This is a genomic window from Actinomyces sp. HMSC065F11 (assembly GCF_001813085.1).
GTDB classification, from domain to species: domain Bacteria; phylum Actinomycetota; class Actinomycetes; order Actinomycetales; family Actinomycetaceae; genus Gleimia; species Gleimia europaea.
In genome coordinates this window covers 108,576-125,415 of sequence record NZ_KV811462.1, presented here as the reverse complement: position 1 = coordinate 125,415, position 16,840 = coordinate 108,576, and the positions used below count along the sequence as shown (strand labels likewise).

Below are 16,840 nucleotides of genomic sequence, written 5' to 3'. Positions count from 1 at the left end.
GTACCTGCCGATGGAGGACAATAAATATGGCAACCGTAACTTTTGATAAGGCAACCCGCATTTACCCGGGTATGGATCGTCCCGCAGTTGATGCATTCGACCTCAAGATTGAAGACGGCGAGTTTCTCGTCCTAGTAGGACCTTCCGGTTGCGGTAAGTCAACCACGCTACGCATGCTCGCTGGCCTGGAAGACGTTAACTCCGGCCGCATTTTCATTGGAGACCGCGACGTCACCGACATGCAGCCTAAGAACCGCGACATCGCAATGGTGTTCCAGAACTACGCTCTGTACCCGCACATGTCGGTTCGCGACAACATGGGCTTTGCGCTAAAGATCGCTGGCACCCCGAAGGAAGAAATCAACAAGCGCGTTGAAGAAGCCGCTGAGATTCTTGACCTCACCCCCTACCTAGACCGCAAGCCGAAGGCACTGTCTGGTGGCCAGCGTCAGCGTGTGGCAATGGGCCGCGCAATCGTTCGTAAGCCGCAGGTGTTCCTCATGGACGAGCCGCTATCGAACCTTGACGCGAAGTTGCGCGTTCAGACGCGTACTCAGATCGCCTCGCTACAGCGCTCCCTTGGCGTAACCACCGTTTACGTTACGCACGACCAAACTGAGGCCCTCACCATGGGTGACCGCATCGCAGTGCTGAAGGACGGCGTCCTCCAGCAGGTTGGCACCCCGCAGGAAATGTACGAACAACCCGCAAACGAGTTCGTTGCAGGCTTCATCGGTTCTCCCGCAATGAACCTCGGTACCTTCACCGTCAACCGCGAAGGCGGCTACGCGGAACTCGGCAAGGCTCACGTGAAGCTATCCGAAGCAACGATCGCGGCCCTGACGCCGGAAGACAACAACCAGGTTGTCGTTGGTTTCCGTCCCGAGGCACTAGAAATCGTTGAAGAAGGCGAGCACACCATTCCGGTTGAAATCGACCTTGTTGAGGAGCTCGGCTCTGACTCCTACATGTACGGCAAGCTCGTTGGAGGCGGCGGCCTTGGCTCCGGCACCGACGCTAACCCGGACGACGAAGCATCGGATCAGATCATCATCCGCACCGCTCCGCGCACGGCGCCCCCGAAGGGCTCCATCGTCCACGTCCGTATTCGCGAAGGCCAGCAGCACAACTTCTCTAAGTCCACTGGCATGCGTCTTCCCTCATAATCCGGACAACGATAAGTGAACATGACTGAGGGAGCTTCCCAACCGGAAGCTCCCTCAGTTTGTATTTCTTTTTAATCTGGCGCGCTTTTTGACAAGATATAACCATGCGACAATCCCTACAGATCACCGCTGCAAACCTGGATCCAGAACTACTTGACCTTCCTTGGGAAACCCCGCTGGAAGAGTGGCCAGAATCCGTGCTTGCCGCACTCCCTCGAGGAATCTCCCGCCACGTCGTCCGATTCGTCAACCTCGGCGGGCGAGTAATCGCAGTTAAAGAGATCGGCGAAACCGTGGCCTACCACGAATACCAGCTGCTACGAGACCTCAACCGGCTGGGCGCACCCTCGGTAATCCCAACAGCGGTAATCACCGGACGCAAGTCGCCAGATGGCGAGGAGCTCACCCCCGCTCTCGTAACCGAACACCTGCAGTTCTCCCTGCCCTACCGCGCAGTAATCTCGCAATCCATGAGGCCCGAAACCGCTGAACGCCTCATCGACTCCATCGCAGTACTGCTAGTACGCCTGCACCTACTTGGCTTCTACTGGGGCGATGTCTCCCTTTCGAACACGCTGTTCCGCCGCGACGCAGACGCTTTCTCTGGATACCTCGTAGACGCAGAAACCGGCGAACTGCACCCCAGCCTCACTTCCGGCCAACGCAACTACGACGTGGACCTGGCCCGCACCAACATTATTGGTGAACTGATGGACCTGCAGGCTGGCGGAATGCTTGCCGAAGACTCCGACGCCATCGAAATCGGGGATCGCATTTACGAGCGCTACCACGAGCTTTGGAACCAGCTAACCGCAGAAGAGGTCTACTCTGACGACGAACGCTGGCGCATCACCAACCGGATCCGCAAACTCAACGACCTCGGATTCGATGTTGGCGAAGTGTCCATGAAGCAAACCCCGGACGGCACCAAAATCATCCTGCAACCAAAAGTTGTTGACGCCGGCCACCACCACCGCCAAATCATGCGCCTAACCGGCCTCGACGTGCAAGAACAGCAGGCTCGCAGGATGCTCAACGACCTGGCAACCTACCGTGCTGTCACCGGGCAGGAAAACCAACCCCTCGAACTCGTAGCCCACCGGTGGCTTACCGAAGTATTCGAGCCGACCGTACGCTCTGTTCCTCCCGAATACAGCGCTAAACTACAGCCGGCACAGATTTTCCACGAGATCCTCGAACACCGCTGGTTCCTTGCAGAGCAACGCGGCGCTGACGTGCCGCTCGAAGAAGCCACGCAGTCCTACATCGACAACATTCTTGCCACCAGGCGAGACGAGGCCCTACTGCTTGACCTTGACCCAAATGACGAACACACCCTAGAAGACTGAAAGAGGCAACGTGAACTATCCACCAGTAATCGCACACCGCGGAATGAGCTCACTGGCACCCGAAAACACGATGGCCGCATTCGTCAAATGCATCGACCACGGAGTGTCCTCGTTCGAATTCGACGTGGACGTAATCGCAGACGGCTCCGTCATAGTTATCCACGACAACCGCCTCGACCGCACTACCAACGGCAAAGGCGGATATTACAACCTACAGTTCAAAGACATCCGTAAACTGGATGCCGGCAAATGGTTCTCCCCCACCTACACGTTCGAACGTATCCCCGAACTTGTTACCGTAGTAGAACTGTTGAACAGCACGGGCATGGAAGCAAACCTAGAAATCAAGCCTTCCAAGGCCGGTTTCGAGCTACGCAACACCCTGATCGACGCCGTTATCGCGTCCCTTGCAAAGCTAGAGAATCCCGACTCGATCCTCGTCTCCAGCTTCGACATGGACCTACTCACTTCGCTAAAGGCGCGCGCACCGCAGTACCGTCGCGCCTGCCTCTTTGAGCCCTCCGACGCTCCCATCATGGAGCAGGTAGACAAATGGATAAAACAAGCTTGCAAACTCGAGGCGGTTGCCATCCACCCGTGTGAACGCGGCCTAACCGAAGAAGCCATGCGAGCCATGACCGAGGCCGGTTTCCAAGTGAACGTGTGGACCGTTAATGACCTGGAACGAGCTGCGCAGCTCGGCTCTTGGGGCGCGCATTCTGTGATTACCGACATTGCGCAAGACTTCCCACAAGAATCGCGCTCTGCCCGCCCAATCTCAAACCGTTAACCACCCAAACCACGACGTTTAAGGAGTCTCATGCGCTACGCCCTTGCCCTCGACGTTGGAGGAACAACAATAAAGTCTGGGATCGTTAGCGAAAACAGTTCCATATCGCACGCCGGATCCACGCCCACGCCCGCGAATCCCGAGAAGCTGATAGAGACGTCGGCGCAGATCGTAGCGGACTTGGACGCCCTTGTGCGTAGTGGAAACGCCATAGGCGAGAACGGGCCTATCAAACCCGAAGACGTGGTGGAGCCAATCGGATTTGACCTGCCCGGAATCGTGGACGAGGAAGCGGGCATGGCAGTTTTCTCGGCAAGCCTGGGGTGGAAAGACTTCCCGGCACGCGAAATGCTGACGCAAAGACTATCTCGCCCTGTGGGTTTTGGGCACGACGTGCGCACGGGTGCGCTTGCCGAAAGGGCGTGGGGCGTCAAACTGAAAGACTTCTACTACATTGCGATTGGCACGGGAATCGCAACCGTGCTAGTGCTGGATGGCAACGCGGTTGCAGTGTCGAGTTGGGCTGGCGAGCTCGGCCAAATACGCATTTCCGGCTGGAACGGCCAGCCTATCGCACTCGAGCGAGTGTGTTCCGCCTCCGGTATCGCGCGCCGCGGCGCCGCACTTGGCCTGATTGACGAGGCCGAGGGTGCAGCTGGCGTCTACCGCCTGCTAGATGAGGGAAACGCGCAGGCCGCCCAGATTGTTGAGTATGCACTCACTCAGCTTGCCCGCGCGGTAGCCCCGATCGTGGCATCGGCAGGAGCGGTTCCGATCGTGATTGGTGGAGGCCTCGCTAACCGCGGGCAGCAACTATTCGACCAGTTCCACACCCTTCTCAGCGACGTTCTCGGAATCGTGCCGAGCCCTCAGGTTTTGGGCGCAACACTGGGTTCGAACTCTCAACTGATGGGCGCTGGCCTACGCGCCTTCCAACTCGCTGACAGCCAACCAAGTCCGTTCTAACTCGTCGATTAACCGTCAATGAGGCTGTGCACTATCCCAAAACACTGTCGCAGACGCTCGTGTGCCAGGCTTATTACTCAAAAATGGTGGGGAGAACCAACCACTTCGCCCCACCATTTCGTATTCGTTACTCGCCCCTACGCTTCTTAGTGCGTTCAATCAGGTACTTCGAAAGCATGACCTCGGCAACCGAGTCGATTAGCATCATCGACCCCACAACGCCGCCGAGCTTCACCCAACCTGAACGCGGCTTTGCACTACGAAAAGCGTTTACCACCAGCGTGGCACCAATCGCGGCCTCAACACTGGCAATCACGCGCACAATACTGGGCTGTTCAACCGCGACCTTATGGTAGGTCTCCCAAACCGGGTTGCTTGCAGATTCTGGCTCCAGCAAAATCCTGTCCACGCTACGACCAATCGCATTCGAAATACCGCGCGCATAGTGCATTTCAAGGCCCGGAATATCATCAGCTGGCTCGTCTTCTACCAGGTAGGTTGCGATCTGCGATGGCACGCCAAGCGCCCTGACAAAACTGGCAACTGCACGCGACCCGCGCAACTGAGCGGTGCCCTCCGCCGCAGCCACGTCCGCACCCGGCACGGCCTCGGCAATCCGACGCAAGTCCGAAGTAGCTCCAACGAGCTCCTCCGCCTCAGCCCCAATCTTGTCGCCACTGTGGCCTGCCGCGAGCGTCCTCGTAGACATCGACCAGTTGTAAATCGTTTCCGTCTCGTCATCATCATCAACGGCGAGGCTGGCAAAGAACTCATCACCCGACGCCATTAGCGTCACGCGCGGAAACTCCCCAAAGTCGCCCACGTTCTGCGCATACTGCGCGTCATACGCCAAGGCCTGCCAGCCGTTATCAAGTTCAACAGAAGCAACATCAATGCCAAGGAGAGCGGCCGCAAGCGGGATGGAAGATTCGGGAATCTTCACCAGCTCTACGATCTTCATTGGCTCTTCGGCCAGCTCCGGCGCGTCTGAACCAACTTCGGCATCTTCGGGAAGAGCATCCGCGCTGACCTCATCGATCATCACTTCCGCATTGAACTCGTTGGCAAGATCAAGCGCGAAATCTTCAATCTCAACCACCGGAGCGATTTCGTTCGCATCGTTCACCGCGGCCAGGCGTCCGCCTTCTTCCGCGAGCGTTAGGCCCATCAAGTTCGGCGTGCGATCGTACCAGTCGATTGTCGCAACCACTTTGGTTTTTGTAATGAAGTCGGCAACCACCTTCGGATCCAGGTGTTCGGCAATAATAACGCCTTCAATTCGTGTCCAGTTGGGCAGTGTGTGTTCCAAAGCGGCCTCCTAAAATCTACTACCTACCATCACACCACGAACGTGGAAGTTTTAATAGGTATACCGCAAGTTTACTCGCGTATCTACGCGAAAATGGCAAGTAGCGTGGCGCTCAAGCTCGGTATACAAACCACTGCTAGCAGCGCTTTGCCCAATCTTTAGCATCAAAATCAGACGCATCAAAGCGGCGACGCTGCTGGCAGTACCAGCGGTGGTAATCGGCGTGACTACCCTTAAAATCGGCCGGAGGCTCTGTGAAATCACCCAGGCGATCGCGGTGTAGTGACTATGAACCGGCCTGGCCAAACGTTGTACGGATACCCCAGTGAATGATTACGCCGAGCTTGAGGTCGCGCCAATTCTCCAGGTTTTCAGCCACTTTCGGATCTTCCGGCCACGAATAGCCTGGGTCAAAAGTAGGAGTTAGGGCGCCTGCGGCCTCCAAATTATCGGGAGTGAAATCTGGTAACTCGACTGTTTCAGCCATTTAAGAATGCCCTTAAAATGTAAGACACAGCTGGACCTGGGCCTGCCCGGCTGGAACTATATTGTTAGAACCTCAAGCCACCGTCTTCAATGCCGTGGAAGAAGTACTTCTGCGACAAGAAGAACAATAGGAGGATCGGAATCAGCGTTGCGCCGGGGCCGGCGCTCATGACGTGGGCGTATTCGACCATCAGGCAGGGCATCGTACGCAGGTGGGCGCGAGTTTTTTGACGTCACTAACCGACGAAAATAAAACCTGACATACTTGGTGTATGCGCTCACTTCCGTACACCGTTGTCACTAAACCGACAGGTGCGGCTTGCAACTTGGACTGCACCTACTGTTTCTTCCTGTCCAAAGAGTTGCTGTACGACCACGGATCACAGATGATGAGCACCGAAACCCTTGAGACCTATTTAAAGGCGTATTTGGAGGGCCAGCCCGACGGGCCGGTTACAGTCATTTGGCAGGGCGGCGAACCCACCCTGCGGGGATTGGATTTCTATCGCCTGGCTGTGGAGCTGACTGAGAAGTATCGCCGTCCCACCCAGCAAGTATCGCATTCGATGCAGACTAACGGCACGTTGCTAAACGACGAGTGGTGCGAGTTCCTAAAGGAAAACAACTTCCTGGTTGGCATCTCCATTGACGGACCGAAAGACATTCACGATTCATTTCGCGTGAATAAGGCGGGACGCGGCAGCTTCAACCAGGTCGTGCGCGGATGGAACCTGTTGCAAAAGCACGGCGTAGACACGAATATTTTGTGCACCTTGCATGCCGCGAACGAGGGGCGTGGCGCGGAGGTATACCGCTTCTTCACCCGCGAACTGGGCGCCCAGTTCCTGCAGTTCATCCCCATCGTGGAGCGCGTCCCGGAACAATACCTGCCCCTGGCCGAGCAGGGGTGGTCGACCGAGCGCAAACGTCACCTGCTTTATAAGCAGGAGGGCGATGCTGTGACCTCGCGTTCCATAACACCGGCCGGTTTGGGCGAGTTTCTCCGTGACGTTTTCGACGAGTGGATTAAGGTCGACGTGGGACGCGTCTTCGTGCAACATTTCGATTCGATGCTGGGGAACCTGTTCAACCAGCCCAGCGTGTGCGTCCACTCCCCTACGTGCGGGATGGCGCTGGCCATTGAGCACAACGGCGACGTTTATTCTTGCGACCACTACGTCGAACCCGACTACCTGCTGGGCAACGTGACGCGCGGCGAAAAGTTCCAAGACATGTTGCGCTCCGATTTTCAGCGCCACTTCAGGGAATCCAAGTACACCTCCCTGCCCACCAAGTGCCTAAAGTGTCCGGTTCGGCGCTTCTGCCACGGAGGCTGCCCGAAAGACCGCTTCATCGAAGACGGCGATGGCGGTTACAACCTGAACTACCTGTGCGACGGTTACTTCGACTTCTTCACCTACGCTAAGCCCTGGATCATGGGCATGGGGCGCCTGCTTCGCATGGGTCGCGAAGCAAAAGACATTATGGACCCGCAGGTCGCAGGGCGCGTGGTTCCCAAGGTCAAATAACGGTCCTAATTTGGTTGAATTATACGAGAACGGAGCTTAGGCACGGTCTAACGCAACATCGTAATCAGAGTTAGCTGTTGAACCTAGGTTTACATCGATATCTGCCATGGCCCCCATCCATTTAGCAAAAACCGTATCGCCCCGATCGACCAGGCGACGGTAAAGCTCCGTCTCCAACCTTCGCCTCACATTCTGGTATACAGGCGTGTCGTAGACATTGGTTAGTTCATACGGGTCCCGCTTCAGGTCATACAGCTCTGAACGGGATTCTGGGGAGAACACCAATTTGTAGTCCCGGGTCCGTAGCGCTCGTTGCTGAAGTGGGAAGTGGTGACCGTGGAATTCGAGGACAATGTCCTCCCGCCAGGGTTCTAGATCCTCACCGCGTTCAAGCGCGACCAGATCGAGCAACGATCGTCCGTCCTCGACCTTCTTTGCGTCTAAACCTGCCAGGTCCATGATCGTGGCTGGAATATCCAGGATAGAAACGAATTCCACTGTCTGCCCGCTACGATCGATTCCTGGAATGTGCGCGAAAAAGGGAACGTTATAGATGTCTTCATACATCGCTGGCCCCTTATCGTTCATCCTATGAGCACCCGTAAACTCACCATGATCAGCAGTGAAGAAAATAGCGGTTTCATCTGCCAATCCCAGCTTCTGTAGCTCATCCAAGATAAGACCGATTTCATGATCGATCATCGCAACGTAGCCCCAATAGATCGCGATTAGTTTTCGCCACTGTTCATTTGAGAACGACGATGTTGACCAGTAGGTCGCATAGTTCGCTTGGATGGGCGGTTTATTGGCGAAGTTTTCCGAAAACGATGGGGGCAACTCAACGATTTCTGGATCTATGAGGTCAAAATACTCGTCCGGAATAATGTACGGAAGGTGTGGCCCAAAGTAATGAACATCTAGAGAAAACGGCTTGCCCGACTCCTTATAATCTGCGGCATATTCACGCAAACGTTCAATAGCCAACTCCGTTAAGAACCGTTCAAAAGTGGCTTCCAACGGCTGCTTTAATCGAGCAGCAATTGTATGACCGGGCTTGCCGCCAGGAAGGGTACCCTTCCACTCGTCTTCAATACGGACACCGGGCAGATTATTGTCCTTTAACCACTGTTGGTAACGATCGTTGAGGATTGGATTGATGGCTCCAATCATCGAATCGTCATCCATACCAAATGAGTCAGGCAAATAGTTCTCTCCGGCATGGTATTTTCCAACGATCCCAACGTTGTACCCGTTATCTCTCAATTCCTGCGTGTAGGTCCACTGGTCTGGTGTCAGGTCCGCCTGATAACCGATATTCCATTCATGGTTCGCCAACACCCGATGTTTGAAGGGATTCTTACCCGTCATAAGTGAGGCCCTAGCGGGAGTACAAATCGCAGTCGGCGTGTATGCAGATGTCGCCGCAAAACCATCATTAGCAAGTTTGTCTAAGTTTGGCGTACGCGCATTTGGATTTCCCAGTGCACCAATAGTGTCAACGCGGTGCTGGTCGGTCATTATCACCAGCGCGTTCTTAACGTTCTCCATTTGAAAGTTCCTGTTCAATTCGTTTATCTACCAGCTGGAACGTTGCTGCTTGAACGACGTCCTCGAATTCGTAAATTCCGCCATCTATTCGCGACAGTATTTCAACCTCAAACGTTCTCCCATCAGGTAGTTCTACGACCTGCCGCTCTCCCAGAACCATCTGATTCATGGTTGCAATCAGCTCACCAAAATGTTCTTCGACGGCCTTTACATTTTCAGCATTTACGTCTAGTTCAAATGCAGCTCTAGCTCTTCCCTTTTCCCACGGGATTACTTGCGCTTTTATTTGATCTTGGCGTTGGAACTGATTTCGGTTTTGCTCGTAGTAGTCTCTTACTTCATCCAAAGTCACATCGTTACGGAATTTCTCTCTGAGTTGTGTTTCGAGCTGATTTAAGTGTTCGTTGTAGGCGTTCCAGATGGCCATTTCGTCACCTTCCGAAAGTCTCTTACCTTGATCCTGACTTAGAAGGTGGTTCACTGAAAAGCGCCTTGTAATCCCTTCATCGCCAGCCAGATCAATCAACGCCTTCTCACGTGCTTTGCGCTCAGCGTAGACCTGTTCATCATCTCGATGAGTAGTTTCGTAGACGGTGTCGACGAACTTCGAGTTCTCTGCGCTAGAGGTGGGTGCGCAACCTGCCACTGTGAGCAGGGCGATTAGCGCACCCACCGCCAGACTAATATGACGCAATTTCATTGCGATACCACTTGATTGCTACAGGTTCTTACGAACTCTAAGCAATGCCGCGCCAGTTCCTAAGAGCAGCAAACTTGCCAAAGCTATTACGCCAACACTTCCGGAGCCCGTAGTAGGGAGCCCTTCTCGGCTTGTGTCACTCGAGTCAGGGGTTGTAGTAATCTCTTCTCCCTCAGATGGATCCTGGGACGGATCATCTACAGGCTCCGTTGTGGGCTTCTCGCTCGGATCCTCCGACGGTTCTTCAGATTGAGCAACGCCTTGGATCGCACCAATAGTCAGGCCCTGGCTCACAGCTTCACCTGAACGGAACAGGGTTTTGCCCTGCGGTAGCGCGGTTCCCAAAAAATCTGAACCATAGCTCACACCGGCCACGCGTGGCAGGTACTCTCCCGCAACAAAGTCAATGCTTTTACCGCTTCTAGTTAGTTTATGAAGGGCATCTGGAGCCATATCTCGCCTATCGGTAACTGACCCACCGTAATGCTGCACCACTTCGTTCACCGTCATGCCGGCATTATGCAAGGGCGATTCTTCTGCTGGTACATAACCATCAAAGTGGTTTGCTACATTCCTACCAGTCTTAGGCTCTGTAGCGTTGGCATTGTCCGTTGGCGCAGAACCTACTGCGGGTAGCAGAGGATCTTCAGTTATGGCGTTTTCCTCCTCTTCCGGTGGCGTTATTCCACCGAAATACGCGTTATTAATTAACTTCGTCTTTCTCTTCATCTCATCTGGATCTCCCACATAGAAAGTTTGGCCTTCGGGATAGTGGAAGATGTTGTTGAACAGGTAGACATCACGGTTACCCGTCCCTGCCTTCCAGTTAGCGAGATCCAACACTCCTCCGCGACCGGTCAGAGCCACATCGGAATAGATGGTGTTGTTGTAAATCATTGTTCCCTCGGCAGTTCCTCGGGCAAACTCAAAGGTCTTATCCGCATCATTTTGACTTATGTTGTATCGGATAGTCGGAGCAGTATGGGGGAAACCGTTCATGATTAGCATGAATCCGCCCTCATTATTATGCGAGTAGTTGTACTGCATGACGCTGTAAGAGCTCACGTGGTCACAGTCAAAGCCCTGCCCATCCTGAACTCCATGAGTATTGGACACCTCGTTGTACTGGACAACAGTATTAGTCGCTTCAAACGGCCAGATACCTGCGTTATACCCAGTGTTCTGGTATCGAGAATGACGTGCCAAGTTGTATTCAACAAGTGCTCCGTCGGTATCGCGGACTGTGATCGCGTCTCCGCCCATGTAACGCAGCACGTTGCCACGCACTACAACGTTGGTAGAGGGATACCAATGCATCGGAACGTTGGGAGCATTTTCCAAGGACTGGTTAGCCCAATGAGAGCTGACGAGTTTAATGCCTGAACGATCTATTCGTTCCAACGTATTGTTTGCGATTAGAACGTCGTCGTATTTGGTCGGCACTCCATAAAGCTGACCGTCATTGATATCCGCTACAACATCGAAGAAAATACCGCCGTTCCACTTCGCCCTCAGATTGCCATTGATGTCGTGAATGAAGAGATTCTGTAAAGTAATGCCATTTACGACTCCAAAGTCTCGAGCAGAAACGTTGACCGCGCGGAGATTTATGGACGCGTTATTAGACTGATTGAGTCCAAAAGAAGAGGAATAGTCAGGATGCGTATTCGCAATATCCAGATTCTCAATCGTGATGAATTCCTGGTTATACAAGGAAACCACGTTCTCCAATATGCCCTCACCATTTAGTTTCGGCAAGGGGCCTTCGCCGTAATCGCTTACGGTAATTCGAGCATCCACAGTTCCTGATCCACCAAACTTTAGTAACGCATCCTCACCAGTAAACTCGCTGCCTCGTTTCAACAGGATCTTGTCACCCGGATTGAAAACACGATTCAGATTTTCAAAAGACTTCCATGCCTCATCAGGGGATATACCTGATCTAGAGTCATTCCCCTCTGTCGAATCGATGTAGTAGGTTTGGGCGTCTGCGTTTTTAGGTACGAAATTGGCGACTAGTACGAAATCTTCTTCCAGTCCAGCGGGTACCGTAAATTCATTACCCTCAATGGCTTCACCTTCATAAGAGATCGATTCCAGTTCGAAACCACCCTTTGGAAAAGCCTTCAGCTCCAGCTTTTGCCCCGATACAACACGGTAACTATCAAGCGTCAATGTGCCACTCTTCAGGTCTGGGTCATCTACACCGTCATTGGTTTCCTTCACGTGCACGGTTACGATTACGGGCTTACGCACAACACGGAGGTTGTCGATTCCTACAGTGGCGTTTTCCGTCATGTTGATAATGCCTAGTGCCGGCTTGAGTGCGGACCAATTGGCAGAGTCGACGTCTGAGTCTTCATTCTTATAGCTCAAAATAGGTTTATTATTTGCCGATACCGACACCACATCATCATCAACATCGATGACAAGTTTCCGGGCTGTTTGATCAAATGAGTACGGTGTTCCTGCAACTTCGATGTTGGTTCCGTCAGTACCCAACTTACGAATCATCAGCTTGCTGCCGTTCAGTGCGACTACATACCGGTCACCAAGATCTCCCATTCGAAACGCGATTTGGACTGTGCCCGCAACCGGGTTTGCCTTTCGGATATCCATTTCAATCTGATAGTTCTTAGGCTCGAGCCATTCGGAGTTATCGACGACTAGAGCAGCCGGGGTTGAACCCGAATTCAAAAGCAATTCGCCGTTGTTGATTTCAGCTTGCTGCGCGTCGCTTAACGAATACTTTCCATGTTCATTAAAGTCACCTTCGAAATAATCCTTAAACAGGACGTTCGGGTCATCAGGCTCTGTAATGAATTTTGCGACTACAGTGACGCTTCCAGTCTTGTCGTTAAACGCGAACCTATTGTCCTTGATAGTCAACAGGCCATCGGTTGGTGTCCCGGTCTCAGTTACATAAGAATCGTAGCCATCGAACACGTAGCCCGGTTTTACATCATATGAAAGAGTAACTTCATCACCAGCGTCACCCGAGGTCCGATTTGCAGTAAGAGTTCCGCCAGCGGTATCCGCGTTAGTATCGATTTCCCCATCAGTCTGCGTCTTTAATGTCAGCTCATATTCGCCCGTCGCCTCAGGTTTCTCTGTCGAAACCCTAATATGATCGACCGCGTAGTGTTGTTTCGGGAACTGCGAAGCTACCAGCACTCGCCCCTGCGGCGCATCTTGAATGCCAGGTACTTCAACATCGATATATTCTGTTCCGTTTATTGATGCGGAAACACGGTCGTTGCTGACCGTTATTGACACCTCGTGTGGCTGGCCACCCATGTTAACAGGCATATCAACGTTCTTAACCTGCGTTAAAACAGTCGTTGAACCGCCAATTACTTGTTCGAGTTTAAGCAGTTTATTTGGCCCATCCCACGTCACCTGGTACCGATTAGTTGCATCTGCGTTACTGAGAAATCCAAACTTTAGTGCTGCGTTTGTATGTTCCGCACCAATAAAAACGTCGAGATCCAAGGTGAAAGTATCGGCCAGAATAGAGTCCTTAGACAGGATCCTATTTTCCGGCCCTCCACCTTTAACCGTCACCATATTCTGCTGGAACAGTATTTGGGTCGCTTGGTTTGCAGCAGTTGCAATCCAATTGGCGCCGTCATTACCCGTGAAGTCATCTTCGAAAACAACTCGGACGTCGGTTTTTAGCATGCTCGGCATCAGACCGTTAGAACCTGAGGCGGAAGATATAGGCACAACTACCCCAAGCACTAATAAAACTAACGCCGCAAATGAAGATATCGCTTTGCGAACCATATTGCATCACCTTTGATGTTATTTTGTTACGTTACTAAACACTTTAGCAATTTTTTTGCTCACACTTTCACATTTCTGCGAAAATATATGACCCTCTGCTATTTGGGTGAACACTTTTGAAGTGCGTAGAGCGGAACTAATTAATCAGCAAAACCCCAGAACGTAACTTCAACTACGTACCTGGGGTTTCACTTTTAAACACGTTAAACGACCGAGAGCTCAGCCACAGAGCTAAAGGATCCCAGATTCTTGAAGGACTCGATACTCCTCGGCTACACGCTTTTTCGCATCGTTAAGAATCTTCTCAGAAGTTAATCCTCCAGCTAGCTCTGAATCCGGATTCCATATTCGTTCTGCCACGGCCAGGAATCTTGGAAACATCATTGACATCAAGTCACTTTCATCCAAGATGAACTCTGACCACAGGCAGGTTTGGATTCCTTTAGCTTGTTGCTTGCTCACCATCGGTAGTGGCGCTGTCAAAATCTGGTCAACACTTATACCGGGTAGCATTCCTTTCTGCGGCACTTCACTATTGGGATCAACTCGGTTTAGGTAGAGGAAACGCGCGTCGGCACACACAAGCGGATTCTGTACTTTATCCATTCGGGCTTCCGCCCTATCCTCATCCCAGGCAATTATGAGAATCTCAGGATCATCGCTAATTTCCGCTACTTCATCCCAGGCAACCAGCTGCCGGCCACGTCCTCGGACTTCTTCTTTTGCGATCTCCATGAACCAATTTTGAAGACTCTCAACTTTGTCGACGTCACGACGCTCAAGCCAAGAATCTATGTTCGGATCCGACTCCCACTGCTTATAAGCGCACTCATCGCCACCGACATGAATCCACCGAGAAGGAAGCAGGTCCATGATCCTATTTAGGATAGTGCGAATGAACTGTGCAGCTTCATCGGTCGGCCACAACAAGTCATTCCTCGCTGGCCACCACATGTGCTCACGCATTGAACCCTCAGGTAGTGGCAATCCTTCTGGCCTCCCTAGACGCGGGTAGGCCCTGATTGCCGCCATCATGTGTCCAGGCAGATCAACTTCGGGGATGATTTCTATCCCAAGTTCTTCTGCCTTGGATCCTATGCGGCGGATCTCCTCGTCCGTGTAGTAGCCATTGCTCCATTTGTGAGGAGTCTGCTCCAACGCCTTGGCCAGCGTGTCATCGTACAGATTTGTGTAATCATCAAAACTGTTGCGAGGTAGATACGCTGAGACCTCGGTTAGCAACGGATACTCCGGCACATGGAACCGCCAACCGGCGTCGTTCGTCAGATGCCAATGGAACTTGTTGAAGCCATATCGACTAGCCAGTTCTAAGACTTTTATTATCGTTTCCGGTTCAAACCTCGTTCTGGCGGAGTCGATCATTAAACCACGCCATTCGCACTTTTGATTCCGCCCTTCGACAGGGCCAACCAAAGGCTTTGGCAGAGACTGAAACTGTTTACTCATCCCTTAACGGCTCCAGCCACCATGCCCTGCGAGATCTTGTTCTGAATCAAAACGAAGACAATGATCACGGGAATGGCAATCAAAGTTGCACCGGCCATCACGCCACCCCAGTCGGTTGCCTTGAGACCCTGCTGGAAAGACTGCAACCAAATCGGAAGTGTAACTGCAGAATCCTTGGACAACACGATAAGAGCCAGGGTGTATTCATTCCAAGCAAACAGGAAACCGAACACTGAGGTCGCCACAATACCCGGAACCAGTAGAGGCAGGGTGACGCGCCTGAAAGCTGCCAACCTGGTACAGCCGTCTACCATTGCAGCTTCTTCGAGGTCGATTGGAATACCGTCTACAAAGCCACGCATCATCCAGGTAATAAAGGGAACGATGGAACCAATGTAGAGAACCGATAGGCCAATGACTGAGTTCAACAGTCCCCAGCCGTCAAGCATGCGGTACTGCGAGATGAATAGAGCTTCTGCGGGGATCATTTGAACAATCAAAATCGAGATAATCATGATCGTTCTTCCGCGGAAACGGAATCGGGATAGGGCCATTGCGGCAAGAATTGCACCGGTCGATGCAAACAAAACGGTGAGGGTAGCTGCAATTGCAGATGCCTTTAGAGCACTGAAGAAGTTTGAGTCTAACGCGGTGACAAAGTTTTGCCAGGTGAACTCATGTGGCACCAAGTGAGGCGGCCAAGACATAAGCTCAGATTCGGATTGGAACGCTGAGTTCACCATCCAGTAGACCGGTACCAACCAGACTACAGCGACTATTATGGCTGCGATGTTTGACCAAGGGTGCTTACGGAAGCGGGTATCGGGGTTCATTATTCAACGCCTCCCTGGCGGTACAGCATTTGTAGGTATTTGAACGTCATGGCAAGGGTTAGTAAGAGGATGACCATAGCTAGTGCCGAAGCAACGCCGTAGTTACCCTGTGCAATACCGGTTTGGTAGACGTAGGTGCCCAAGAGGTTGGTTTCGGATGCGATACCACCCGCTTGTTGAAGAACGTAGATTTGGGTAAATACTCGGAGGTCCCAAATAATCTGCAGGACACCAATCAACGCGATGACGGGCAGAATCATAGGTAGCTGAATACGCACGATCTGCTGACGCCAGGATGCGCCATCGATCTGTGCAGCTTCCAAGATTTCTCCGGGAACCTGAGCCAATGCCGCATAAATGGTGATAGTTACCAATGGCATTGACGCCCAGATAATGACTCCAGACGCGATCAGGTAGAAAGTCCAGAAGTTACCGCCCAGCCAGTTAAAGTTGTTAAAACTTTCTAGACCAAGCGAAGTCAACGTGTAGTTGAGCAGACCAGAGCGCGGGTCTACAAGCCATTGCCAAACGGTCAAAGATGCAAGCGCTGGCATAGCCCACACGATCACCAAGGTCGTGTTCAAAATAGTGCGGACCACTTTTGAAAGCCTGAGCATCAAGACTGCGAACAAGACGCCCAGCGCCATGGTGATTCCTGCTGTCCATAGACAGAACAAGACTGATTTTACGAAGACCGTCCAGAAGTAAGGATCAGTCAAGATCTCTTTGTAATTCGCCAGTCCGGCCCACTCCGCAGGAGCACCGAACTGTTGTGCCAGACCGAAATGCTGAAAGGACATTACAGCCTGACGAACCAACGGGTATCCCAGAGCTACCAGCACCATGATGATTGCAGGTGCAAGTAACAACCACGGGGCAACCGACCTTAACCGACGCTTTTTGATTGGACG

General features: G+C 52.6%; 14 protein-coding genes. 5 read left to right on the top strand and 9 right to left on the bottom strand.

Annotated elements, in window-relative coordinates:
- The first annotated feature begins 26 nt into the window (after window positions 1-26).
- From HMPREF2891_RS00760 to HMPREF2891_RS00745, 4 genes are all read left to right on the top strand, one after another.
- A complete protein-coding gene (locus HMPREF2891_RS00760; RefSeq protein WP_070619705.1) occupies window positions 27-1,166 on the top strand; it encodes an ABC transporter ATP-binding protein in 1,140 nt (379 codons plus the stop codon).
- A gap of 104 nt (window positions 1,167-1,270) precedes the next feature.
- Window positions 1,271-2,515 carry a DUF4032 domain-containing protein gene (locus HMPREF2891_RS00755; protein ID WP_070619708.1) on the top strand — a complete coding sequence of 415 codons (1,245 nt, stop codon included), beginning with the start codon at window positions 1,271-1,273 and terminating at the stop codon, window positions 2,513-2,515.
- A gap of 10 nt (window positions 2,516-2,525) precedes the next feature.
- Entirely contained in the window at window positions 2,526-3,305 is a 780-nt protein-coding gene (locus HMPREF2891_RS00750; protein WP_083309388.1) for a glycerophosphodiester phosphodiesterase family protein, read from the top strand.
- Between the two features lie 30 nt (window positions 3,306-3,335).
- The gene (locus tag HMPREF2891_RS00745; RefSeq protein ID WP_070619714.1) at window positions 3,336-4,271 is read left to right on the top strand and encodes an ROK family protein; all 936 of its coding nucleotides are present in this window, start codon (window positions 3,336-3,338) and stop codon (window positions 4,269-4,271) included.
- A gap of 127 nt (window positions 4,272-4,398) precedes the next feature.
- Here HMPREF2891_RS00745 and HMPREF2891_RS00740 read toward each other — a convergent pair whose 3' ends face one another.
- The 3 genes from HMPREF2891_RS00740 to HMPREF2891_RS09815 form a co-directional block, all read right to left on the bottom strand.
- Window positions 4,399-5,580 carry a hypothetical protein gene (locus HMPREF2891_RS00740; RefSeq protein ID WP_083311163.1) on the bottom strand — a complete coding sequence of 394 codons (1,182 nt, stop codon included), beginning with the start codon at window positions 5,578-5,580 and terminating at the stop codon, window positions 4,399-4,401.
- A 286-nt stretch (window positions 5,581-5,866) separates the two neighbouring features.
- Complete coding sequence (locus tag HMPREF2891_RS09605; protein ID WP_070663510.1) at window positions 5,867-6,067, bottom strand: hypothetical protein; 201 nt, start codon at window positions 6,065-6,067, stop codon at window positions 5,867-5,869.
- Window positions 6,068-6,131: 64 nt separating this feature from the next.
- Window positions 6,132-6,257, bottom strand: coding sequence for a hypothetical protein (locus HMPREF2891_RS09815; protein ID WP_261666818.1), 126 nt, complete (start codon window positions 6,255-6,257; stop codon window positions 6,132-6,134).
- An 81-nt stretch (window positions 6,258-6,338) separates the two neighbouring features.
- Between HMPREF2891_RS09815 and HMPREF2891_RS00730 the strand changes: the two genes are divergently transcribed.
- The gene (locus HMPREF2891_RS00730) at window positions 6,339-7,595 is read left to right on the top strand and encodes an anaerobic sulfatase maturase (protein ID WP_070663509.1); all 1,257 of its coding nucleotides are present in this window, start codon (window positions 6,339-6,341) and stop codon (window positions 7,593-7,595) included.
- Between the two features lie 36 nt (window positions 7,596-7,631).
- Here the strand turns inward: HMPREF2891_RS00730 and HMPREF2891_RS00725 are convergent, their stop codons facing one another.
- The 6 genes from HMPREF2891_RS00725 to HMPREF2891_RS00700 form a co-directional block, all read right to left on the bottom strand.
- A complete protein-coding gene (locus HMPREF2891_RS00725) occupies window positions 7,632-9,143 on the bottom strand; it encodes a sulfatase family protein (protein ID WP_102218052.1) in 1,512 nt (503 codons plus the stop codon).
- On the bottom strand, window positions 9,130-9,843 hold the full coding sequence (locus HMPREF2891_RS00720; protein ID WP_146002513.1) for a hypothetical protein: 714 nt from the start codon (window positions 9,841-9,843) through the stop codon (window positions 9,130-9,132). The genes HMPREF2891_RS00725 and HMPREF2891_RS00720 overlap by 14 nt, the downstream gene beginning before the upstream one ends.
- An 18-nt stretch (window positions 9,844-9,861) precedes the next feature.
- Window positions 9,862-13,629 (bottom strand): right-handed parallel beta-helix repeat-containing protein, encoded by a 3,768-nt coding sequence (locus tag HMPREF2891_RS00715; protein ID WP_070663507.1) that lies wholly within the window; start codon window positions 13,627-13,629, stop codon window positions 9,862-9,864.
- Between the two features lie 231 nt (window positions 13,630-13,860).
- The gene (locus HMPREF2891_RS00710) at window positions 13,861-15,096 is read right to left on the bottom strand and encodes a family 20 glycosylhydrolase (RefSeq protein WP_070663506.1); all 1,236 of its coding nucleotides are present in this window, start codon (window positions 15,094-15,096) and stop codon (window positions 13,861-13,863) included.
- The gene (locus HMPREF2891_RS00705; RefSeq protein WP_070619421.1) at window positions 15,093-15,929 is read right to left on the bottom strand and encodes a carbohydrate ABC transporter permease; all 837 of its coding nucleotides are present in this window, start codon (window positions 15,927-15,929) and stop codon (window positions 15,093-15,095) included. Before HMPREF2891_RS00705 ends, HMPREF2891_RS00710 begins: the two co-directional genes overlap by 4 nt.
- Window positions 15,929-16,774: a carbohydrate ABC transporter permease gene (locus HMPREF2891_RS00700; RefSeq protein ID WP_261666817.1), complete on the bottom strand. Its 846-nt coding sequence runs from the start codon at window positions 16,772-16,774 to the stop codon at window positions 15,929-15,931. Before HMPREF2891_RS00700 ends, HMPREF2891_RS00705 begins: the two co-directional genes overlap by 1 nt.
- Window positions 16,775-16,840: the final 66 nt, after the last annotated feature.